The 21,735-nt window shown below is 61.2% G+C and carries 23 protein-coding genes; 15 read left to right on the top strand and 8 right to left on the bottom strand.

The window, feature by feature from the left end:
* The first annotated feature begins 11 nt into the window (after positions 1-11).
* The 3 genes from H4I97_RS18855 to H4I97_RS18845 all read left to right on the top strand — a co-directional run bounded on the left by H4I97_RS18855 (position 12) and on the right by H4I97_RS18845 (position 1,797).
* Positions 12-1,016 carry a 4-hydroxyproline epimerase gene (locus tag H4I97_RS18855; protein ID WP_182308402.1) on the top strand — a complete coding sequence of 335 codons (1,005 nt, stop codon included), beginning with the start codon at positions 12-14 and terminating at the stop codon, positions 1,014-1,016.
* A 221-nt stretch (positions 1,017-1,237) separates the two neighbouring features.
* On the top strand, positions 1,238-1,489 hold the full coding sequence (locus H4I97_RS18850; RefSeq protein WP_182308401.1) for an antitoxin: 252 nt from the start codon (positions 1,238-1,240) through the stop codon (positions 1,487-1,489).
* Positions 1,486-1,797, top strand: coding sequence for a type II toxin-antitoxin system RelE/ParE family toxin (locus H4I97_RS18845; protein ID WP_182308400.1), 312 nt, complete (start codon positions 1,486-1,488; stop codon positions 1,795-1,797). The genes H4I97_RS18850 and H4I97_RS18845 overlap by 4 nt, the downstream gene beginning before the upstream one ends.
* Before the next feature lie 110 nt (positions 1,798-1,907).
* On the opposite strand, the gene H4I97_RS18840 is transcribed toward H4I97_RS18845, so the two are convergent.
* Both H4I97_RS18840 and H4I97_RS18835 read right to left on the bottom strand, forming a co-directional pair.
* Positions 1,908-2,690, bottom strand: coding sequence for a pyrroline-5-carboxylate reductase (locus H4I97_RS18840; RefSeq protein ID WP_182308399.1), 783 nt, complete (start codon positions 2,688-2,690; stop codon positions 1,908-1,910).
* 2 nt (positions 2,691-2,692) lie between these two features.
* A complete protein-coding gene (locus H4I97_RS18835) occupies positions 2,693-3,412 on the bottom strand; it encodes a GntR family transcriptional regulator (RefSeq protein WP_182308398.1) in 720 nt (239 codons plus the stop codon).
* 200 nt (positions 3,413-3,612) lie between these two features.
* Here H4I97_RS18835 and H4I97_RS18830 point away from each other — a divergent pair, with 200 nt between their 5' ends.
* The 12 genes from H4I97_RS18830 to tpa all read left to right on the top strand — a co-directional run bounded on the left by H4I97_RS18830 (position 3,613) and on the right by tpa (position 15,030).
* Positions 3,613-4,446: a substrate-binding periplasmic protein gene (locus H4I97_RS18830; RefSeq protein WP_182308397.1), complete on the top strand. Its 834-nt coding sequence runs from the start codon at positions 3,613-3,615 to the stop codon at positions 4,444-4,446.
* A 75-nt stretch (positions 4,447-4,521) separates the two neighbouring features.
* Positions 4,522-5,292 (top strand): amino acid ABC transporter ATP-binding protein, encoded by a 771-nt coding sequence (locus H4I97_RS18825; RefSeq protein WP_182308396.1) that lies wholly within the window; start codon positions 4,522-4,524, stop codon positions 5,290-5,292.
* Positions 5,293-5,304: 12 nt separating this feature from the next.
* Positions 5,305-5,973 carry an amino acid ABC transporter permease gene (locus H4I97_RS18820; RefSeq protein WP_182308395.1) on the top strand — a complete coding sequence of 223 codons (669 nt, stop codon included), beginning with the start codon at positions 5,305-5,307 and terminating at the stop codon, positions 5,971-5,973.
* An 11-nt stretch (positions 5,974-5,984) separates the two neighbouring features.
* Positions 5,985-6,653: an amino acid ABC transporter permease gene (locus H4I97_RS18815; protein WP_182308394.1), complete on the top strand. Its 669-nt coding sequence runs from the start codon at positions 5,985-5,987 to the stop codon at positions 6,651-6,653.
* A 36-nt stretch (positions 6,654-6,689) separates the two neighbouring features.
* Positions 6,690-7,568 carry a 4-hydroxy-tetrahydrodipicolinate synthase gene (gene dapA / locus H4I97_RS18810; protein ID WP_182308393.1) on the top strand — a complete coding sequence of 293 codons (879 nt, stop codon included), beginning with the start codon at positions 6,690-6,692 and terminating at the stop codon, positions 7,566-7,568.
* Positions 7,569-7,629: 61 nt separating this feature from the next.
* Positions 7,630-8,862: an NAD(P)/FAD-dependent oxidoreductase gene (locus H4I97_RS18805; RefSeq protein ID WP_182308392.1), complete on the top strand. Its 1,233-nt coding sequence runs from the start codon at positions 7,630-7,632 to the stop codon at positions 8,860-8,862.
* A gap of 12 nt (positions 8,863-8,874) precedes the next feature.
* A complete protein-coding gene (locus H4I97_RS18800) occupies positions 8,875-9,573 on the top strand; it encodes an SDR family oxidoreductase (RefSeq protein WP_182308391.1) in 699 nt (232 codons plus the stop codon).
* 7 nt (positions 9,574-9,580) lie between these two features.
* Positions 9,581-11,050 (top strand): aldehyde dehydrogenase family protein, encoded by a 1,470-nt coding sequence (locus H4I97_RS18795; protein WP_182308390.1) that lies wholly within the window; start codon positions 9,581-9,583, stop codon positions 11,048-11,050.
* Positions 11,047-12,078 (top strand): proline racemase family protein, encoded by a 1,032-nt coding sequence (locus tag H4I97_RS18790; protein WP_182308985.1) that lies wholly within the window; start codon positions 11,047-11,049, stop codon positions 12,076-12,078. The genes H4I97_RS18795 and H4I97_RS18790 overlap by 4 nt, the downstream gene beginning before the upstream one ends.
* Positions 12,075-12,827 (top strand): SDR family NAD(P)-dependent oxidoreductase, encoded by a 753-nt coding sequence (locus H4I97_RS18785; RefSeq protein ID WP_182308389.1) that lies wholly within the window; start codon positions 12,075-12,077, stop codon positions 12,825-12,827. Before H4I97_RS18790 ends, H4I97_RS18785 begins: the two co-directional genes overlap by 4 nt.
* A 4-nt stretch (positions 12,828-12,831) precedes the next feature.
* The gene (locus tag H4I97_RS18780; protein WP_182308388.1) at positions 12,832-13,584 is read left to right on the top strand and encodes an SDR family NAD(P)-dependent oxidoreductase; all 753 of its coding nucleotides are present in this window, start codon (positions 12,832-12,834) and stop codon (positions 13,582-13,584) included.
* A 63-nt stretch (positions 13,585-13,647) separates the two neighbouring features.
* Positions 13,648-15,030: a hypotaurine--pyruvate aminotransferase Tpa gene (gene tpa, locus H4I97_RS18775; protein WP_182308387.1), complete on the top strand. Its 1,383-nt coding sequence runs from the start codon at positions 13,648-13,650 to the stop codon at positions 15,028-15,030.
* Positions 15,031-15,527: 497 nt separating this feature from the next.
* Here the strand turns inward: tpa and larB are convergent, their stop codons facing one another.
* The 6 genes from larB to H4I97_RS18745 form a co-directional block, all read right to left on the bottom strand.
* Positions 15,528-16,238, bottom strand: a complete 711-nt coding sequence (gene larB / locus H4I97_RS18770) for a nickel pincer cofactor biosynthesis protein LarB (RefSeq protein WP_182308386.1) — start codon at positions 16,236-16,238, stop codon at positions 15,528-15,530.
* Entirely contained in the window at positions 16,235-17,041 is an 807-nt protein-coding gene (gene larE, locus H4I97_RS18765; RefSeq protein WP_182308385.1) for an ATP-dependent sacrificial sulfur transferase LarE, read from the bottom strand. Before larE ends, larB begins: the two co-directional genes overlap by 4 nt.
* Positions 17,038-18,318, bottom strand: coding sequence for a nickel pincer cofactor biosynthesis protein LarC (larC, locus tag H4I97_RS18760; protein ID WP_182308384.1), 1,281 nt, complete (start codon positions 18,316-18,318; stop codon positions 17,038-17,040). Before larC ends, larE begins: the two co-directional genes overlap by 4 nt.
* A 14-nt stretch (positions 18,319-18,332) precedes the next feature.
* Entirely contained in the window at positions 18,333-18,863 is a 531-nt protein-coding gene (gene larC2, locus H4I97_RS18755) for a nickel pincer cofactor biosynthesis protein LarC2 (RefSeq protein WP_182308383.1), read from the bottom strand.
* Positions 18,863-20,647, bottom strand: a complete 1,785-nt coding sequence (locus tag H4I97_RS18750; protein ID WP_182308382.1) for a hypothetical protein — start codon at positions 20,645-20,647, stop codon at positions 18,863-18,865. Before H4I97_RS18750 ends, larC2 begins: the two co-directional genes overlap by 1 nt.
* 299 nt (positions 20,648-20,946) lie before the next feature.
* Complete coding sequence (locus tag H4I97_RS18745) at positions 20,947-21,723, bottom strand: amino acid ABC transporter ATP-binding protein (protein WP_182308984.1); 777 nt, start codon at positions 21,721-21,723, stop codon at positions 20,947-20,949.
* Positions 21,724-21,735: the final 12 nt, after the last annotated feature.

Below are 21,735 nucleotides of genomic sequence, written 5' to 3'. Positions count from 1 at the left end.
GCACATCCGTCATGCGCCACAGCTTTTTCTGCATCGATGCGCACACCTGCGGCAATCCGGTGCGTCTCGTGGCGGGCGGGGCTCCGCTTCTGCCACATCTGCCGATAGCGGAGCGCCGCGCCATCTTCGTCCGCGAACATGACTGGATCCGTCAGGCCTTGATGTTCGAGCCACGGGGGCACGACATCATGTCGGGGGCGATCATTTATCCCGCCTATCGGACCGACTGCGATTTCGCCGTGATCTTCATTGAAGTCAGTGGCTGTCTTCCCATGTGCGGAGCCGGCACCATGGGCCTGGTGACGGCGGCCCTCGAGGAGGGGCTGGTCACCCCACGCAATCCGGGACGGCTCTCGATCGAAACGCCAGCGGGCCGCGTCGATATCACTTATGATAAGCCGGGAGACTTTGTCGAAAGCGTTCGGATGTTCAACGTAGCGAGCTATCTGCACGCCGCTGACGTCGAGGTCGAGGTGCCAGGTCTCGGCCGACTGACCGTCGATGTGTCCTATGGCGGAAACTACTACGCCGTCGTCGAGCCGCAAGCGGCGTGGCCCGGGTTTGATGGCGTGAATGCGAGCGACATCGCCGAGTTCAGCCGCCGGCTTCGCACCGCCTTGGCTATGGTTTGTCATCCTACCCATCCGGAGGATTATACCATTTCCGGTGTGCACCACGTGTTGTGGTTCGATGTGGCAAAGAACGCCGAAGCAGACGGGCGCGGGGCGGTCTTCTATGGTGACAACGCCATCGACCGATCGCCAGGCGGTACCGGAACATCCGCGAGGATGGCCCAGCTTTTCGGGAAGGGCCGGCTCATCGTCGGTGAAACCTTCCGCCAGGAGAGCCTTATCGGGACAGTGTTCGAGGGACGCGTGGAAGCCGAAGTCGCCGTCGGCGAGTTCAAGGGTATCAAACCGAGCGTCGGCGGATGGGCGCGGATCACTGGCCACAACACGATTTTCGTCGATGACCGCGATCCGCTGGCTCATGGTTTTCAACTGAGCAGAATGTAATCGGAAGCGTCCGGGTCTGATCGGATCTTTGTTGGAGTGCGCCATAGAGGGAATCGCATGAGAAGGAAGTGGGCTGCATGTGTTTTGGGCGGTTGAAGGGTTCAGATCAATTGTTCGAAATAGCAGATCCCTCCAAGCGACAGCGGATCAGAGCGTCGCGGCGGTGGCCACATACCCACATATGTGCTAATGTGGGCTTCCTCAGTTCAGGAGCACGTTAGATGAGCCGATTGACGATCGATATAACAGACCAACAACATCAAAGCCTGAAGGCGCTGGCCGCTTTGCAGGGCAAGACAATCAAGCAGTATGCACTTGAGCGCCTCTTTCCCGGTGACATAGATGGAGAACGAGCCTGGGAGGAGTTGAAGACGTTGATGAACACACGCGTCAATGAGGGGCTCGCCGGAAAACTGTCGACCAAAACCTTAGGTGAGATCCTCGACGAGGAGATTGCCGAGGGTCGCGCTTGACGGCCTACATTCTTACCGTAGAGGCGGAATCGGATCTACGTTCGGTAATCCGCTACACGCGTGCGCAATGGAGCGTCGCCCAAGTACGCCGCTACGTCTCGGCTTTGGAGCGAGGAATCGCAAACCTTGCCGAGGGCAAAGTTCCTTTCAAGGATATGAGCGCGCTTTATCCGGCGTTACGGATGGCGCGATGCCAACATCATTACGTCTTCTGTCTGCCTCGAGAGGATGCGCCCGCCCTCATCGTGGCGATTCTTCATGAACGAATGGATCTCATGAAGCGTTTGGCTGATCGTCTGAACGAATGATGTTTCGACGAAGGGGAATTTAGCTGAGCGCGAGAACGATAAACCGCTCTTATCACGTGGCTAAAAAGGGGGCGCCAGTTCTGTTCCCTTCAAGGCGTGAGAACTTAAGCTCAGCTTGAAATTCGTTCCAGCACTTGCCCTAATGCCCGCTTCAGGGCGCCCGTGCCGCCGTTGCGATCGAACTCCTGAAACACCTGCTCGTTCAGTCCACCCCCGGTCGCAAACTCGCGACTGAGATCGATGTAATGGCGGTCCTTGCCGGCAAGAACGGCAGTCTCGGAGAGGCTGGCGAAGAGCGGCGCAAGATAGGCGCGGCCCTTTTCCTCCGGCAAGCCATTTTCCGCGAGCCATTCGGTCGTACGGTGCATGATCCCGAAATACGTGGCCATCAGGGCACTGGCTGCGGCAAGCAGGTCGTATTCCTTCTTGGTCTCGCATTCAACGGCGTTACCGAGCACGTTGAAGAGGGCGGCGGTATCCACGTCCGGCGGATAGACGGCGGTGACGCCCTTGCGGCGCGCGACGAAGGGCAGGGGGATCGCCTGCGAGAGGCGGACATCCGCGCGGATCCAGTCGAAAAGCGTCTCCCGGCTCGTTGCCGCGATCACGCTAATCACCTTCTGCCCATCGCGGAACGCCAGGGGGCGGATGACCTCGTCCGCGATCTGCGGGCGGATCGCAAGCACGACCGTGTCGCAGCTGTCGACAATCGCCTGATTGTCGCCTGAGACGAGCACCTGCGGGAAATCAGCGGCGAGTTTCGCCGAAATATTCGCGCTGCGGTGGGACACCATGACGTGCGGCACGGCGGCAGGTTCCGTGAGCAGGCCGCGCACCATGGCATCGGTGATGGCGCCGGTCCCGATAAACCCGATCTTCTGGGGCAGGGGCATGGCTATTCCGCTGCAACTCGAGAGCCAAGGGAAACGTCGGTCGTGTAGTTTTCGCGCAGAAAGCGGATAAAGTTGTCCTGGAATTGGCGCGTATGGGAATGCGCCAATTCGTCTGCGCGTTCTACATCCTTTGCGCGTATGGCCTCCAACATCAAACTATGCTCGTCGGTAAGCAGATAGCCATCGCCGGTCCGCTCAAGATATTCGAAATGCAGGTGGAGCATGCGTTGGCCCTGGTTCAGGAGTCGCTCGTAGAACGACGCGAGATAAGGGTTCTTGCCGGCATAGGCGATCGCCATGTGAAACTGCTTGTTGGCCTCCGACATTTTCAGATGCACATTGGTCTTCACTGCCGTCTCGAAGTCCTTCTGGCGTTTTGCGATAATCTTCACGTCCGCGTCGGTACGCAATGCTGCGGCGAGGCGCGTGTTCATACGCTGGGCTACGTCGAGTGCCTCGACGTACTTTGGAAAGCTCGCCACTTCGATCGGTGCCACGATCGTGCTGCGATTTGAAAGCGTTACCACCAGGTCCTCGCCTGCCAGCCGGATCAAGGCTTCCCTCACCGGCGAACGCGACATGTCGAAGCGTTCCGCCAGCGTCGTCTCGTCAAGGAGCTGGCCGGGTGGCAGGGTCAGCGCCAGAATCTCCGCCCTCAGCGTATCGTAGACATTTTTCCAGCCGGTGCCCCGCACCCGCTTCATTTCAATTTCGTCAGACACGTACGTCCCCTTTCAGAGTTCGCGGTCATTGGGCCAGAAAAACAACGTGTCGGCAATTTAAAATTTCCGCTTGACTTTGTCGACTACAAGACGACATATTTTTGTCAGTCGACATGGAGCCGACATTAAAAAGACTTGAAGACCGGCCGAAGCCGACGGGTGGAACCGCGCGTCTCACGCGCTCAAAATGGGGAATGCATATGCTCTCGAAGATGATCACGTCCGCTCTGCGGGCGACGGCCGCGCTCGCTCTAGTGGCGGGTCTTTCGACCACGGTGGCCTCGGCGCAAACAGCGGAAGGATACTGGCAAGGTGTCCAGAAATCGGGCACGCTGCGCTGCGGCACCGCCGTTGCTCCACCCTACGTCATGCGCGATCCTGCAAGCGGCGAATACTCTGGCTTCTTCGCAGATCTCTGCCGCGAATTTGCCGACGTGCTGCAGGTCAAGGCTGAGTTCGTCGACACCACCTGGGACAATATCGTGGCCGGTCTTCAGGCCGGAAAGTGGGATCTCTCCCTTGCCCTGAACCGTACGCCGACGCGCGCCATGGCGGTGCAGTTCTCCATCCCCGCAATGGAGTACCAGATCTCGCTCGCCTACAATAAGGAGAACCCCAAGATTCCGGCGGGCGCCGCCTCGGTTGCCGATATCGACAAGGAAGGCGTAACGCTCGCCGTCATGTCGGGTACCGCTCAGGACAAGGCGATTTCCGCCGCTGTCAAGACGGCGACAATCCTGCGCCTTCCGACCAACGACGAAACGCGGCTTGCGGTCGTGTCGCGTCGCGCCGACATCCTCGTCGATGCTTCCGACACGAACCAGCTCTTCACCCAGTCGAACCCGGATTGGGCGGTGGCGATGAACCCGACGCCGGCGCTTGCGAAGCAGGGTGTGGCCTTCGGCCTGCCGCATCAGCTTTCAGCGGCGGACGTCGAAGTGGTCAACATCTTCCTCGAAGAACGCGTCGCGACCGGCCACGTGGATGAACTGATCCGCAAGGCGGTTGATGAGGTCCTAAAGGCCGGCAACTGAGCCCGGCAAGTGAGCCATGTGGGAGCCGCCGCGGGGCGGCTCCGCTTCCCTGTCTCGTGGAGGAGAGTTTAGGCGATGTCGGATACAGCGGCGCTGGTGAAGATCGAAGGACTGCACAAGAGCTATGGCGGCGTCATAAAGGTGCTGCAGGGGCTGGACATCGAGATGAAGGCTGGCGACCGCGTCGTCGTTATCGGTCCTTCCGGCGGCGGCAAGTCCACTTTGCTGAGAGTGCTCATGGGACTCGAAAAGATCGACCAGGGCACGATAACCTTCGGCGGCAAACCTTACATTTCGGCAAACGGCAGCGGCAAGACCGCGATCGATACCAAGGTCCGGCGCTCGATCGGCATGGTCTTTCAACACTACACGCTGTTTCCGCACCTCGATGTCATCGGCAACCTGATCCTGGCGCCGGTAAAAGTCAGGGGCGAAAGCAAGGCCGCCGCGCGCGAACGGGCGATGGCGCTGCTCAACCGCTTCGGACTGGCCGCGAAGGCCAACGCCTATCCGGCCCAGCTCTCCGGTGGACAGAAGCAGCGTGTGGCCATCGCCCGCGCGCTGATGCTCGATCCGAAACTCATGCTCTTCGACGAGGTGACCTCGGCGCTCGATCCCGAACTCGTGGCGGAAGTCGAACAGGTGATCCTGCAACTTGCTCAGCAGCAGATGCCGATGGTCATCGTGACCCACGACATGTGGTTCGCAAAACATATTGCCTCTCGCGTGATCTTCTGTGCCGGCGGCGTAGTGGTCGAAGACGGTCCGCCCGAACAGGTGCTCGGTGCGCCGAAGGAAGAGCGCACGCGCGACTTTATCGAGCGAGTCTTTCACATCAAGCATTGAGGGGGGTGGACGATGAACTACAGTTTCGACTTCGCGTCTGTCTTTCGCAACTTCGGACCGCTCTGGGACGGTCTCTTCGTTACGATCCAGCTCACGATCGCGGCCAATGTCATCGGCTTGACGCTCGGCTTCCTGCTGGCGTTGCTCGTCATGAGCCGCTGGGCGGTGATCCGGCTTCCGGTCACGCTCTTCATCGAATTCTTCCGCTGCACGCCGGCGATCATCCAGATCGTCTGGTTCTTCTACTGCGTGCCAATACTGTTCAACGTGTTCCTCGGTTCGGTCACGATGGGCATCCTGGCACTCGGCCTTAATCTCGCGGCCTTCAATGCCGAGGCCTATCGGGCTTCGATCCAGGCAGTTCCGCGGGAGCAGCTCGATGCCGGAATCGCGCTTGGTTTAAACCCGTTCCAGCGCATTCTTTACATCGTCCTGCCGACGGCGGTCCGCAACTCGATCCCGGTCCTGCTGACAAATGGGATCGGCATCTTCCAGCAAAGCGCGCTGGTCGCCATCGTCGCCGTCCAGGAGCTGATGTACCAGGGCAAAACGCTGGCCACCCAGACCTATCGCCCGATCGAGACCTTCACCATCGTCGCGCTGGTCTATTTCGCCGTGTCATTCCCGGTCTCGCAGATCGTCGGCTATCTCGAACGCCGACGCGAAGTAATAGCTAGCTGAGGAAACGCGCAATGATGACCTTCAACTTTGCCATCGTGCTCAGGTTCCAGGAAGCACTTCTTCTCGGCCTCTGGACCACACTCAAGCTCACCCTGATCTGCATCGTCCTCGGCTGCGTACTCGGCTTCATTCTGGCGCTTGCGCGAACCTCGAAGAGCGCCATCCTGCGAGGCGTGTCCAGCGTCTATGTCGAGTTCTTTCGCGGCACGCCCGTGCTTGTACAACTGTTCTGGATATTCTTCTGCCTGCCGCTCGTTCTCGGCGTCGAGCTTTCGAACATGGCATCGGGTATCATCGCGCTGACGCTCTATATGGGTGCCATCAGCAGCGAGACCTTCCGGGCTTCACTCAAGTCCGTCGGACGCGAGCAACTGGACGCCTGCGTGGCGCTAGGGCTTTCACCCTGGGTGCGGACGACAAGCGTCGTGTTACCGCAGGCGGTGCTGCGCGCCGCGCCGACACTGCTTTCCAACTGTGTCAGCCTCTTCAAGGAAAGCGCGCTCGTCTCGGCCGTCGGCATGGCGGACCTGATGTTTGTCGGCCAGAATATTTCCAACAATACGGCCCGGCCGGTCGAAGTGCTGACGATTGTCGCCCTCATCTACTTCGTCATCGCCTTCCCGCTGACGCGCGCCGTCACGGTCATTGAACAACGCATCCTCAAGCGGCTGGCCGTCTGACCTGCCCGCCAACCGAACACCCGAATGGAGAAATAAATGAAACTCTCTGGCGTTATGCCCGCTCTCGTCACGCCCTTCGACCAGAACGGCAAGATCGACTTCAAGGCCTTCGAGAACCTTCTTGTCCACCTGCGCGAAGCAGGCGTGACCGGCTGGGTGCCGAACGGGTCGACGGGCGAATATTTCAGCCAGTCGACTGACGAGCGCCGCGAGGTGCTGCAGTTCGTCAAGGACTTTGCCAAGCCTGGTGAAATACTGATCGCCGGCACCAACGCACCCGCCACGCGAGAAGTCATCGAACAGACCGCCATGGCAAAGGAGATCGGCTACGACACGGTCCTGCTCGCGCCACCCTTCTACACACGCCCGACCCAGGAAGAGCTCATCAAGCACTACGAGACCGTGCTTTCCGCAGTCGATGTCAATCTCGTGCTCTACAGCTATCCGGCCAAGGACGGCTCGGACATTTCCTTCGAGCTGATGGATCATTTCGCCGACAACCGCCGGGTAATCGGCATCAAGGAAAGCTCGGGCGTTCTGCAACGGGCGATCGACATTGCCAGCCGCTATGAAGGCAAAATACAGCTGGTCAGCGGCTCGGACGACATCGCACTCGACTTCATGTTCTGGGGAGCGGAAAGCTGGATCTGCGGCCCGTCTAACTGCATGGCCAAGGCCTGCTGCGATCTCGACCGGACCTACAAGGCCGGTAATCTCGGCAAGGCCCGCGAGATGATGATGACACTCTACCGCGCGATGAACATCCTCGAGTCCGGCAAGTTCGTCCAGAAGATCAAGTATGGCTGTGAATTGCAGGGATTGCCGGTCGGCGAATGCCGTGCGCCGCTTGGGCCACTGACGGACGACGAAAAGGCAGAATTCCGCGCCGCCATGGAACCGATCCTCAATTGGTAAGCCGCGCGGCCGGGCGGTGAAACGCCGTCCGGCCATGACCAGCACTATGGAGAGAACCAGCATGACCACTGTGGTCGTCGGCGCAGGCATTATCGGGACCACCATCGCGTACGAACTGCAAAGGCGGGGGCGACGGGTAATCCTGCTCGACAAGGGCGAAATCGGAGGCGGTGCGTCCTACGGCAACATGGCCTCGATTGCGGTCACCGAGTTCATGCCGGCCTCGCGGCCGTCGATCTGGAAGCAAATCCCCGGCTGGATGCTGGACCCGGAAGGCCCGGTCCGTGTCCGCCCGGGCTATATGCCAAAACTTCTTCCCTGGTTCGCCCGCTTTGTCGCGGCGTCGCGGCCAGGAAAGCTGCGCCAGCTCGAAGCCGACGGGGCTGTACTGTGCAAGCGCGTCTACGACGACCTGCTGCCGCTGTTGCGCGAGACCGGCCTGGAAGGGGAACTGACCGAGGAGGGCTGCCTGTCGCTCTACAGCGACGAGGCGGAGTTTCGCGCCGATCGCGAGCATATCGAGATCCTGGAGCGTTTCGGCTTTCCGTTCAAGCGCCTGACGGGTTCTGAGGCACGGGAACTGGAACCGGAACTGTCGGAAAATATCGGCGTAGCCGTGCACTTTCCCGAAAACCGCAGCCTGCGCGACCCGCATCGACTTGTGCAGGCCCTTGCTGATCGCTTCCTCGCACGCGGTGGCGAATTCCGCCGCGGCGCAGTGGCGGGCTTCGACCGCTCCGGCCGCATCACCGCCGTCCGCCTTGTCGGAGGTGACCCGATCGCTGCCGATGAGGTCGTGATCTGCGCTGGCGCCTATTCCGGCCTGTTGTCGAAGATGCTTGGCGAGCCGATACCGCTCGAGACCGAGCGCGGCTATCACACCCAGATCATGTCGCCCGGCATCTCGATGCGTCACTCGATTATCTGGCCTGCTCGCGCCTTCATGGTCACGCCGACGGCGGGCGGTATCCGCGTCGGCGGCACGGTGGAGATGGCTGGGCTCGATGCAGCACCCGATTACCGCCGTTCGAAGATAACGGTGCGGCGTGCGCAGGCGGCCTTGCCGAACCTGCGCTGCGAGGATTTTTCCGAGTGGATGGGTCATCGTCCTGCCTTTCCGGACACCGTTCCCGTGATGTCCGCCTCGGCGAAGGTGCCGGGTGTGTTTTACGCCACCGGGCACGGCCATCTCGGCGTCACCTACGCGGCAACGACCGCACGCCTTATGGCCGATCTAATCACCGGGGCGACGCCACCCATCGACATGCGTCCCTATCGCATCGACCGCTTTTGAAAGGAGCTCTCCATGACAAAAAAGGTTTGTCTGATCACCGGCGGCGGTAAGGGCATGGGCGCGGCCGTTGCGCGCGAAATGCATGCACGCGGTTATAAGCTCGCCCTGATGTCGCCGTCAGAGAACTGCGAGACACTCGCCGCCGAACTGGGCGGCGTCGCGCGGCGCGGTGTGGCCCAAAGCGGCGATGATCTCAAGGGCATTTTTGATCTGGCGATGTCGACGCATGGCAGGATCGACGCGGTGCTCAACCACACGGGTCATCCGCCGAAGGGCGACCTCCTCGACATTACCGACGAGAACTGGGATCTCGCCAACGACATGATCGTCAAGTCGGTCATTCGCATGGCTCGCCTGGTGACGCCGGTGATGGAGGCGCAGGGCGGCGGCTCCATCGTCAACATCACCACCTACGCGGCATTCGAGCCTTCCCTGTGGTTCCCTGCCTCCTGCGTCTACCGAGCCGGCGTCTCGTCATTCACCAAGCTCTATTCCGATCGCTACGGCCCGAAGAACATCCGGATGAACTGCCTGCTTCCAGGCTTCACCGACAGCCTCGATGTCGGAAAATTCGCGGATCTGACCGCGCTGAAGCGCATTGGCAAGGTCGAGGAACAGGCCAAGGCCGCAGCTTTCCTGCTCAGCGATGATTCAAGCTACATCACCGGCCAGAGCCTTCGGGTCGATGGCGGTCTAACGCGTCACATGTGAGGATAGCATGCAGAACAAGCTTTTCATCGATGGCCAGTGGGTCGCGCCTGCAGACGGAACCATGCTCCCGGTGATCGATCCGGCAACCGAAGAGGTCTTTCACCATATTCCCGCCGCCGGTGCGGCCGAGGCCGAGGCGGCCGTGAAGGCGGCCCGCGAGGCCTTCGATAACGGGCCTTGGCCGCGTCTTTCCGGCAAGGAGCGCGCAAAATATCTGCGCGCTATGGCGCAAGGGATCCGCGACCGTCTGCCGGAACTGGCGCGCCTGGAAACCCGTGACAACGGCAAACCGCTACCTGAATCCGAATGGGACCTGGCAGACGCAGCCGGCTGTTTCGATTTTTATGCCGATCTTGCCGAGGAACTGGATGGCGAGGTCGAGGAGGTCAAACTGGCCGATGCGCGCTTCGTCTCGAAGGCCGTGCGCGAGCCGCTCGGCGTTGCCGTCGCCATTGTTCCCTGGAACTATCCGCTGCTCATGGCCTCGTGGAAGGTCGCGCCCGCGCTTGCGGCCGGCTGCACGATGATCCTGAAGCCCGCCGAGACCACGTCGCTGACGGCGCTGGAGCTTGGCGCGATCGCCGAGGCCGCCGGGCTGCCGAAGGGCGTCTTGAACATCCTGTCCGGCAAGGGGTCGGTCGTCGGCCAGGCGCTCGTCGATCACCCGCAAGTCGACAAAGTCGCTTTCACCGGTTCCGGCCCGGTCGGCTCGCGCATCATGGCCGCTGGCGCCAAGGATATCAAACGCATCAGCCTCGAGCTTGGCGGCAAGTCGCCCTTCGTCGTCTTCGCCGACAGCGACATCGAGAAGGCCGTCGAATGGATCATGTTCGGCATTTTCTGGAACCAGGGCCAGGTCTGCTCGGCCACCTCACGAGTTCTTGTCGAAGCGCCTCTCTACCCGAAGCTGTTGGAGCGGCTGATCGAGGAAGCGAAGAAGATCAAGATCGGCAACGGTCTCGACGAAGGCACGCTGCTCGGCCCGCTCGTCAACAAGGGCCAGTACGAGGATGTCCTGCGTCACATCGATCGCGCCGTCGAGCAGGGTGCGACGGTCGCCTGCGGCGGCAAGCACGAGGGATTTAACAGAGGTTTCTGGGTCGCACCGACGATCCTCACCGACATGGCGCTCGACAGCGATGCTTGGGTCGAGGAGATCTTCGGCCCCGTCGTCTGCATCCGTCCCTTCGAGACGGAGGACGAGGCGATCCACCTTGCCAACGACAGCCGTTTCGGCCTTGCCGCTGCGGTCATGTCGGACGACGACGCGCGCGCCGAACGCGTCGCGGCCGCTTTGCGCGCCGGCATCGTGTGGATCAACTGCTCGCAGCCGACTTTCACCGAGGCGCCGTGGGGCGGCTACAAGCAGTCCGGCACCGGCCGGGAACTCGGTCGCTGGGGCCTCGACAACTATCTGGAGACCAAGCAGATCACTCGCCTCGTGAGCGATGAGCCTTGGGGATGGTATCTGAAATGACCTTCGACAAGGCGCTCGATATCCTTCTTGTCCATTGCCAGGGCGAAAGCGGCAATGTTCTCCTCGGTGGCGCGCCCGATGTTCCGGGCGCAACCATTCTCGACAAGCTGAACCATCTGAACAATGTGGATCCGACCCTGCGGCTATTCTTGACGCGCGAGCCGCGCGCCCAGGTGGTCCACACGACCAACCTGCTTCTGCCACCGACCCGGCCGGATGCCGATGCAGCTTTCATCGTGCTGCAGCCGGATCGTGCTCACCCGATGTCGGGCTCCAACTGCATCTGCGTGGTGACCGCGCTTCTGGAAACCGGCCGCGTCGTGATGACGGAGCCGGAAACCATCGTCCGGCTTGACACGGCGGCCGGGCTGATTGTCGCTCGGGCGCGGTGCGAAAACGGCCGCTGCCTGTCGGTGAGCCTCGACAACGTCCCGGCCTTCGTCCATCAGCTCGATGTCGTCATCGAGACACCGAAGTGGGGCCGGATCATTGGCGATATCGCCTTCGGCGGCGTCTTCTATGCGCAGATCGACGTCGATCAGGTCGGGCTGAAGATCGTGCCGGAATCGGCCCGTGCGCTTGCGGAGGCGGGCACCGAAATCAAGGCGCTTTTGGCGGAGCAGGTCAAGGTAGAGCATCCGGAAATTCCCGGCCTGAACGAGATCGCCTATGTGATGTTCCGCGACTATCAGCCGGATGGCTCAGTCGTCACTTGCACGACGCTCAAGCCGGGCAGGGTGGATCGATCGCCCTGCGGCACGGGCTCGTCGGCCAATTTGGCAATCTTGCATGCGCGAGGTCAGGCCAAGACCGGCGACAAACGAATCTCGCGCAGCATTATTGGTGGCGAGTTTACCGCCGAAATTCTTGGCGAGACGATGGTCGGAGGTCATCCTGCCGTTCTGCCCCGGATTACCGGGCAAGGCTATGTCTTCGGCCGTCAGCAATTGCGGCTCGATCCGCAGGACAGTTTCGCAGAAGGCTTTGCCCTCTCGGACACCTGGGGCCCGCAGGTGGGTGAGCTATGAATTTGTCTGGCCAATCCATCCTCGTGACCGGTGCGACCGGTGCCATTGGTCAGGCGATCTGCCGCGCGCTCGTGGCCGATGGTGCGAATGTCGTTGTTCACTATAGTCGAAATCAGGCCGCCGCAGAGGCGCTGGTCAGGGCACTGAACGGGCGAGGCTCGTGTATACAGGCGGACTTAGCGGCCCTCGAGGGCCCCGCGACCCTCTGGGATCGGGCCATAGGCATTGCCGGCAAGCTGACAGGTCTGGTCAACAACGCCGGCATTCGCTCTGAGGTCTCCGTGGATGCGTCGATGGATGAATGGCAGCAGGTTTGGGCGCGTGAAATGCGGGTCAATTTCCTGGCGGCCGTTGATTTATCGAAGCTTGCAATCGGTCATTTCCGCAGGCATTGCGGCGGACGGATCATCAACATCGCGAGCCGTGCAGGTCAGCGCGGTTACGCCTCCAGCTCCATGGCATACGGCGCTTCGAAGGCTGCTCTGATCAACCTCACCAAATCGATTGCACAAAGCCACGGACATGAGGGCGTGACGGCGGTGGCTCTGGCCCCCGGCTGGGTACGCACCGACATGGCTGGAGCGTATATCGCCGAACACGGCGAAGCAGCTGCGCTCGCCGGCATCCCCGTCGGTCGGCTCGCCGAACCCGATGAGATCGGTGAACTCGTTTCATTCGCCTTCCGACCTTGGCAGGTATCGCTCAACGGCGCGGTGCTGGACATGAACGGCGGCAGCTATCTGAGGTAGATCCATGCGCTTCAAAAATAAGGTTGTCGTTGTGACCGGAGGTGCGGGTGGTATCGGAAGCGCAATCAGCGCGCGCTTTGCGTCCGAGGGTGCGCACGTCATCGTCACCGACATGGACGGCAAGCGAGCAGATGCGACGGCAGGAGAGATCGTGGCGAAGGGCGGCAAGGCGCGAGCCTTTGCGAGTGACATCTCCACCCCCAGCGGTTGCCTGGCCATCGTGGACAACATCATGGCAGCCGAAGAACGTATCGATGTCCTCTGCAACAATGCCGGCATCAACCGTCGTGGCAGTCTGCTTTCGCTGACGCCGGACGACTGGCGTCTGAGCTTTGCCGTCAACGTCGACGCGATGTTCCACCTCTGTCAGGCGGCCCTTCCGCATATGATCGAGGCCGGCGGCGGCGCGATCGTCAACACCGCGTCGCAATGGGGTCTTCACCCGGCGCCGGACCATATCGCCTACAACGTGACGAAGGCGGCGGTGGCAAGCTTTACGCAGAACCTTGCCCGCGATTACGCACCATACAAGATCCGTGTCAATGCTGTCTGCCCCGGCGAAATACACACCCCCATGCTCGAGGCAGGGGTAAAGCGCTCCGGCCGTACTATCGCGGATCTCGACAAGCTCGTGCCGTTCGGCCGCATCGGCCAGCCCGAAGAGGTCGCGGCTGTCGTCGCCTTTCTGGCCTCCGACGAAGCTGCCTTCATGTGCGGCTCGCTGGTGGAAATCACTGGCGCACAAGCGGTCGCCTGACCAATGCAGTTGGGGCAGCGGCCTCGATTGGACTCATCGCTCGAACGAAGCACGGAGGCTTCCATGTCCCTCAACCTGAAGCAAAACGACCTTTCTCACGTGGTTGCCGCCGACCGCGAGCATGTCTGGCATCATCTGAGCCAGCACAAACAGTATGAAACTGCCGATCCAAGGGTGTTTGTCGAGGGGAGGGGCCTGAAGCTCTGGGATGCGAATGGCAAGGAATATCTCGACGCCGTCTCCGGTGGCGTCTGGACGGTCAATGTCGGCTATGGACGTGAGAGCATTGCCAATGCTGTGCGCGACCAGCTTATCAAACTGAACTACTACGCCGGGGCGGCCGGCAATGTGCCTGCAGCACTCTTCGCACAGAAGCTGATCGAAAAAATGCCGGGCTTGGCCCGCGTCTATTATTCGAACTCGGGTTCTGAGGCCAACGAGAAAGCCTTCAAGATGGTTCGGCAGATCGCTGCGCGCCATCACAACGGCAAGAAGTGGAAGATCCTCTACCGCGAACGGGACTATCACGGCACGACCATCGGAACGCTCGCGTCGTCTGGCCAACCGCAACGGGCCGAGCAATATGGTCCCTATCCTGATGGTTTCATCATGGTTCCGCACTGCCTCGAATACCGCAAACAATGGGATGTCGAAAAGTATGGCGAACGGGCCGCGGATGCTATCGAGGAGGTAATCCGACGTGAAGGACCGGATACAATCGGCGCGATTATCCTTGAGCCAGTGACTGCGGGTGGTGGGGTCATTACGCCGCCCGAAGGCTATTGGCAACGCGTCCAGGAGATCTGCCGGAAACACGAGATTCTGATCATCATTGACGAGGTGGTCTGCGGCTTGGGCCGCACGGGCTCGTGGTTCGGCTATCAGCAATACGACATCAAGCCGGATATCGTGACGATGGCAAAAGGTGTGGCATCGGGTTATGCGGCGATCTCCTGCACGGTCACGACTGAACGCGTCTTCGAGATGTTTAAGGACGCGCCGCAGGATTCGATGAGCTATTTCCGTGATATCTCGACGTTCGGCGGTTGCACGGCCGGACCAGTCGCAGCTCTCGAAAACATGCGGATCATAGAAGATGAAGGGCTGCTGGAGAACACCACGCGCATGGGCGAGCGAACCTTGGCGAACCTCAACGCACTGATGGAAAAGCACAGTGTGATCGGCGATGTGCGCGGTAAGGGCCTCTTCTGCGGTGCCGAACTCGTTGCCGATCGACAGTCCAGAGAACCGGCGGATGAGAAGCTGGTCCAGGCCGTCGTCGCGGATTGCCTCGGCCAAGGGGTTATCATTGGCGCGACAAACCGTTCTTTAAATGGGCTCAATAACACATTATGCCTGTCGCCGGCTCTGGTCGCGACGTCCAACGATGTCGACCGCATCACCGACGCTATTGACCGTGCATTGACAAATGTATTCGGCTGCTGAAAAGCAAACGAACCGGCATGTTCATCGATCGATATGAGAGAAGTGCGTGCCGCTGTCGGCCCATCATCAGAGACGGAATTCGGGTCGGCCGCTTGAAAGGTCGGCAGACGTCGTCGCCATGATCGCTACGTGGAAACCCGTTCCGCCTGCACGAGCGGCATCATCGAATTCGCAAGCCGGATTGTGGCGCGGAGCGGACTCTTCGCCATGGCCGACGAATACGAAATAGCCCAATCCTATGATGTCCGTTCATGCGATAGATGGCAATCGAGGCGATCGAACTCCCGAGAACGTTCCTGACGAGCGCTGAGCCGAGGTTCTCGATCGCCACAAAATGATTGACGTCAAATGCATAACGGACACCCAGTACATAGGCGATCAAGAGCGTGCCAAGCAGGGTGGGCCTATCGGAGAGAGGTCCAAGTCCCTTTCCAGGATATTAGCCGCGACCAAAGGCATGGACAGTGGCAATGTTCGTTTTGGCGCAAAAGGGCTGGTCATCGAAAAGGCCACGCATGCGAACGTACCTCGCGCTCTTGGACCGCCGCTTGGCGGATCATGTTGAGAGCGCGAAACGCGGCACAGGCCGCGCCGTAGCCATTGTCGATGTTGACGACCGTCAGTCCCGGCGCGCACGAGGCCAGTGCAGCATGCAGGGCAGTCTCGCCTCCATTGGAAACGCCGTAACCGGTCGAGGTCGGCAGGCAGATGATGAGACCCGGCACGAGACCGCCCAGGACGCTCGGAAGCGCGCCGTCCATGCCTGCGACGGCCACCATGACGGGAAAGGTCCGCAATTCCTCGACCCGCTCCAGGAGCCGCCACAGACCTGCCACGCCGATGTCGATGAACTGTTTCGTCGGCGCGCCGAGATAGGTCAGCGTGCGTATGGCCTCGGCCGCTTGCGGCATGTCGGAAGTGCCGGCCGATATGACTGCGATCTGGGGCGCTTCCTGTTCGGCCGGTGGGTTCCAGTTCAAGTATGCTGTCCGGGAGATTGGATCGTAGTCCAATCGTTCGAGATAGGCGGGCGCGATGCGGCCGAAGACCTCCGCCTCGAGCCTAGTCAACAGACACCGCGTGCCGCGCTCCAGCACGTGGTCCATGATCGTGGCAAGCTGCGCATCGGATTTCCGGGCGCAGAGTATCGCTTCATCGAAGCCCACGCGCTCCGGGCGCTGGAAATCCAGCCGCACTTCTTCGCTCATGCATTTCGCTCCCGCAAGAAAGCGCTGCCGCGGGCATATGCCTGGAAGTCGACCGGCTTTGAGCCTCCGAAAGCCTCTGAAATGCGGCTCGCCAGGCGCGCGCGACTGCCGTCCGAGAGTTGCGACAGCGTCGGTTCATCCAGTTCGACAACCACGCCGGCCTGCCGCACCCGGCAACGGACCGTGTCCGGTGAGAGCTCGCGCCGCAGCAGCATCTCGACCTCGTCCACGGCTTGCAAGATCTCCGGTTCGATCCTGAGAGCCGTTTCAATGCGACTCGAAAGGCAGGGCGCCGAAGGCAGTTCGGCGAGATCGGCAAGATTATGCGCGGCCGCCATCGCCCGGACATCAGCTTTGGACATGCCGGCCTCCACGAACGGATGGCGCACGCTGTTGGCCTCGGCCGCCTTGAGGCCGGGGCGCCAGTCGCCGAGATCGTCCGTGTTCGTTCCGGAGAAGAGCTGGGCGTCCGAGAGCGACGACAGGGCGCCGTAGAGATCTGATTTGCAGAAGAAGCAACGGTTGGAGGGATTGGCGAGATAGCGTTCGTCGGCAAACTCCCCCGCATTGATGATCCGCAGGTCCCAGCCATGGAGGACTGCATAGTCTTTGACCCGCTGCGTGGCGCTCACTGGAACGGCGGCCGAGGCGGCGTGGAACATGGTCACATCAGCGCACATCCGACGATGGGCCACGAAGGCGAGCGTCATGCTGTCGACTCCGCCAGAAACCGCGATGGCAGCCGGACGGGCGCTGTCGAACACGGCATTGAGGCGGGCGATTAAGCTTTCTGTTGTGGTCATGCCTTTTGCTCCAGCGCCTCGGCCTCGGCCCGGCGGCGCAACTCGGCGCGAGCTTTGTGGCTCTGATCAAAGGTTTGCGCGTCGTCCATTTCCGCTTTGGCCGTCGGCCCGCCGGGCCGGTCGGCAAGCTTCACCCTTATGCCGTCGGTGGTCGTCACCGCTCGCCGCGGCAGGACCGTGCGCGTATCGATCCGGCTGCGCAGGCCGAGCGTCGTCGTCTGCCGGAGGCAGAGCAGGCCGATCACGTCGATCGCATCGGGGCGCACGAGAACCTGAACCGAGGCCATAATGCGGCCCTTCTTGCCGAACGTCGGCGTCTGGGTCACGTCGATGACGCCGTCGGCCGCGCGAATATGGTCGAGGGCGACCGCCAGTTCCTCGCCGGTCTGGTCGTCGATCTCGAACTGGATGACGCCGACCTGTTGCTGGGCTGCTTCATTCGAAAAGGCCAGCACGCGCAGCACATTGCTCATGCCGGGAAGGCGCCTTGTGCCGAAGCCGATGCCGGTGCGATCGAGCACACGGGGGGAGGGGCCGGTACCGGACGAAGGCGCAAGATAGCGCAGGATCGCCGCGCCCGTCGGTGTGACGCGTTCTCCATGGCGGCCGTCGTCATGGAAAGCGAACCCGCGCAGCAGCAGCGTCGTAGCGGGAGCTGGAACGGGCAGCCGGCCATGGTCGGTCTCCACCCAGCCGCGTCCAAGTGGCAGCGATCCGACCGACCAGCTTTCGGCGCCTACGGCCTCGATCAACGTCGCTGCCGCCACAATATCGGCAATCGAATCCCAGTTGCCGACTTCGTGAAAGGTCACGTCGTCGACATCTGTGCCATGCACCGCAGCTTCGGCCTGAGCGAGCTCCTGGAAGATGGCAATGGCTGCACGCTTCACGTCCTCGGGCAACGCGCTGCCATCGAGCATGGCGCGAAGGTCGCGCCAATGGGTGTGGTGGTGACCGTGATCGTGTCCTTGGTGGTCATGTTCGTGATGATGGCCATGGTCGTGAGCATGATGGTGGACATCTCCGTGCCCGCGATGATGGTGATCGGCGTGAGCACGAGGATTCTCCTGTTCGGAGCCGACGTTTCTTACGTCAAAGCGGCTGCCGGTCAGCACGCCGTCGTCGTGAGCCAGGAAAGCGGCTTGCACGTCCGCCTCCAGGCCGGCCAGACGTAGGTTCGTCTCTACGGTGTCAGCCAGCTCGGGCCATGCGCCCAACATCGCGGCGACGAACATATCGCCGGCAATGCCGCCGAGGACATCAAGATGGATATGCATGAGACCCAACTCCTTCATCGTTCCGAAAGCTGCCACGCGGACAGGTCGACGCCCAGGGTCTCGCCAGGTTCCTCCGATCCGACGGCGGTCTCGATCGCTGCCTTCAGGACCGCGATCGATATCGGCAGACGGTCCTTCATCTGCTCTGCAATCGCCACAAGGTCATCATGCTCGGCTTTGGCCCGCATGAACACGCCCTCGTTCAGGATGCGTTTGAGGCGCAGTGGAAAGCTTTGTTCGCCGCCGCTCCACATGAGTTGAAGTTGGGTTCGATAACGCCTGATGTCGAAGTGTTTGTGCTGGGAATCAAGAATCCGATAGCCCCAGATTCCAAGATCGCCGACCAGAAGGCCGGCGAATTCCGGTTCGTCTTCAGCCTTGATGTCGACCAGCAGGACATAGGACGGGCGTCCCTTCTTGCCGAGGCTGGGAAGGAGCTGGACATTCTTGGCGCCCATTTCGGTCATCTTCTCGATGACGTGCCCGAGCAGTTCGCCGGGCGCGTCGTCGATCTGGGCCATCAGGAGGATGACGTCGGATGCCATCAGAGCGCCATCGTTTCGACCGCGACCAGTGCGGCGGCCTCGGCCTTGGCCTTGGTGCCGGGGATGCCGGCTGAAATCAGTCCGGCCGATTGCGCTTCGCTCGCGGCATCCGAAGCGCTCATCTTGCCCATCGCGGCCGCGACCACGGCCGGGATGGTGACGTTCATGATCACATTGCCCGCGAGCAGCAATTCGCTGGCGATCGGGGCAAGCGTCGTCAGGAAGGGGGCGCGTTCCTTGCCGATCCCCTGCGCGACCTCGGGAATGACGGTGTCGATGATGCCTTCTATATGGATTGTCTGGTCGCCAACGGTGACTTCGGCGTCGAGCGCCGGATCGAAGGCAAGCCAGCGCGCCGCCATCTTGCTTGAGCGCCGCGCACCCTTGTCAATCTTCGTGAAATGAACCTTGATATTGGTGCCCTTCACCCTGCTCAGGAATTCCGATCCACGCGTCTCCACTAGAAGCTGGCGCTCCTCGTCCATGGCACGGACGATGTCGCCGACGGACTTACCTGCCATGAGATCGTCATAGCTGCGTGCCGCGCGGGCATGGAGCGCCTTGGTGACCATCGGGGTGGATGACATGATCAGCGCATCGGTGACCGGTCCATTGCAAATCTGCGTCGCCTTGCGGGCAACGATGTTCATCGCCACCATCGCGGTTTCAGGGTCGAAGCTGAAGCCTAGGCGCCGCTTCCGCAGGGCATGCGCCACACTCAGTTCGGTCGAGCCGTCCTGCAACAGACACATGAGCGCGATGACCGCGTCACCGCAGATGTGGCCGAGCGGCGGATTGACCGGGCCGGCGCCGCCACCGCATATGCCCTCCTCGAACACCGAGATGATTTCATCGAGCGCCATGATACCAATGACGGTCGGGCCGCCGATATCCTTGAGGATGAGGCCTAGATCACCGATCAACCTCGCGGTCTCAACCTCCTTTCCGGTAATGCGGACATGCAGTTTTTCCGGCAGACCGGCAGTGCGAACGGCGGATCGTCCGGCGACGAAGGCGCTGGTGACCTTGCCGTAAGGACCGTATTCCTCCGCCACATCCGCGTCCGGGTGGATAATCTCCAGGATGGCAGCAGCGCCGAACAGTGCCGAGAGGAACTTCTGGCTGGGCATGCCGGCGCCGGACATGGCATCCATCATCGCCTTGGTGCCGACGGCTGCGCCCCGTTCGGCCATGCCGGGAAAGATGAAGTCCTCGCCAAGGGCACCGTGGCCGACCATCACGCCGCCACCCACACCTTCCGGGATGTCGCGACCCTGGATCGGGGAGAGCTCGCCCTTCATCATCGCGTCATAGACGGCGGCAACGGCGGCGAAGCCGGAGATCTTATTGTTCATCTTCGCCGTCGGCACGGCAGCAAGACCCGAACGGCTGACGCCTGCGATCATCCGTGCTGATGAGCCGAGCTTCCGGTTGCCAGCCGGAATGCCGACCTGAGCATTGGCGCCGCAGAGATAGAGCAGTGTTGCGGCGATCAGCGCCGCATTCGCGCCATCTGCACCCGCTGCCTTGGCCATCCCGATGGCCTTGGCTAGAAGATCGTCTATCGGCTGGCGTACGGCGTCGGCGAACTTGACCTCGGGGCTGATGCCGCGACGCAGTTCGGTAGCGATGACATTGCAGACCGCGACGACCGGAATATTGAGCATGCCATGCCCGCCGGTCAGTGCCTCGACGCGGTCGCTGGTCAGCCAGCCCGGATTGGTATTGGCGGCCATCACCGAGGCCAGGATTACCTTCTCGCGTTCAGCCGACGATGCCGACATTGTTCTTCTCCCTTGTTGTTCCTGCCGGAGGGTGATCAGGATCCACAACAGCCACGCGCTAAACCGTTGGGGTTGGGCACGTTCCCTTTGAAGGCGACGCCGTTGCGGGCTATCGTCCTTCAATGCACCGGACATCACATCCTGCAGGGCCCACCGGCGCCTCAGGCAAATATCACGACATCATTATTGCGATAAGTGGCAGTAATTCATCGATCCATGAGCATTGCTCATAATGCTTCCTAAGACACGACCCTTTCGATTGGCGGCCCTTCCCGCATGTTCACCTTCCGCAAAGTGTTTCAATGCCCGAGGATCTGGCCGAGAAACATGCGCGTGCGTTCCGACTGTGGCGCGCCGAAGAATGTCCTGGGCTCGTTCTCCTCAACGATCTGCCCCTGATCCATGAAGATCACCCGGTCGGCGACAGCCTGGGCAAACCCCATTTCGTGGGTGACGCAGAGCATGGTCATGCCCTCGTCGGCGAGCGCAATCATGGTATCGAGCACCTCCTTGATCATCTCGGGATCGAGGGCCGAAGTCGGTTCATCAAACAGCATGACGCGGGGCTTCATGCACAACGCCCGGGCGATCGCCACGCGTTGTTGCTGCCCGCCCGAGAGCTGGCCCGGATATTTGTGCGCCTGATCGGGGATCCTCACCTTCTCGAGGAAGTGCATGGCGAGATCCCTGGCCTCCCTTTCCGGCACCTTGCGGACCCAAATCGGGGCGAGGGTGCAGTTCTCAAGGATGGTCAGGTGCGGGAAGAGATTGAAGTGCTGGAACACCATCCCGACTTCGCGACGGACTTCCTCGATCTTCTTCAGGTCATTGGACAGTTCGATGCCGTCGACGACTATCTTGCCGGACTGATGTTCCTCGAGCCGATTGATGCAGCGGATCATCGTCGATTTGCCGGAACCGGACGGTCCGCAAATGACGATGCGCTCTCCACGCCGCACGGTCAGATCGATGTCGCGAAGCACATGGAACTCGCCGTACCACTTGTTCATGGCCGCGATTTCGACGGCAATATCTGCAAGCCTGAGCGGGTCGTCGTGGAAGGACGTCGTTTTCATCACGGTGTTGGT

Origin of the sequence: Ciceribacter thiooxidans (assembly GCF_014126615.1) — a bacterium.
GTDB classification, from domain to species: domain Bacteria; phylum Pseudomonadota; class Alphaproteobacteria; order Rhizobiales; family Rhizobiaceae; genus Allorhizobium; species Allorhizobium thiooxidans.
Note: the sequence above shows the minus strand (reverse complement) of the source record. Positions and strands in the feature narration are given on the sequence as shown.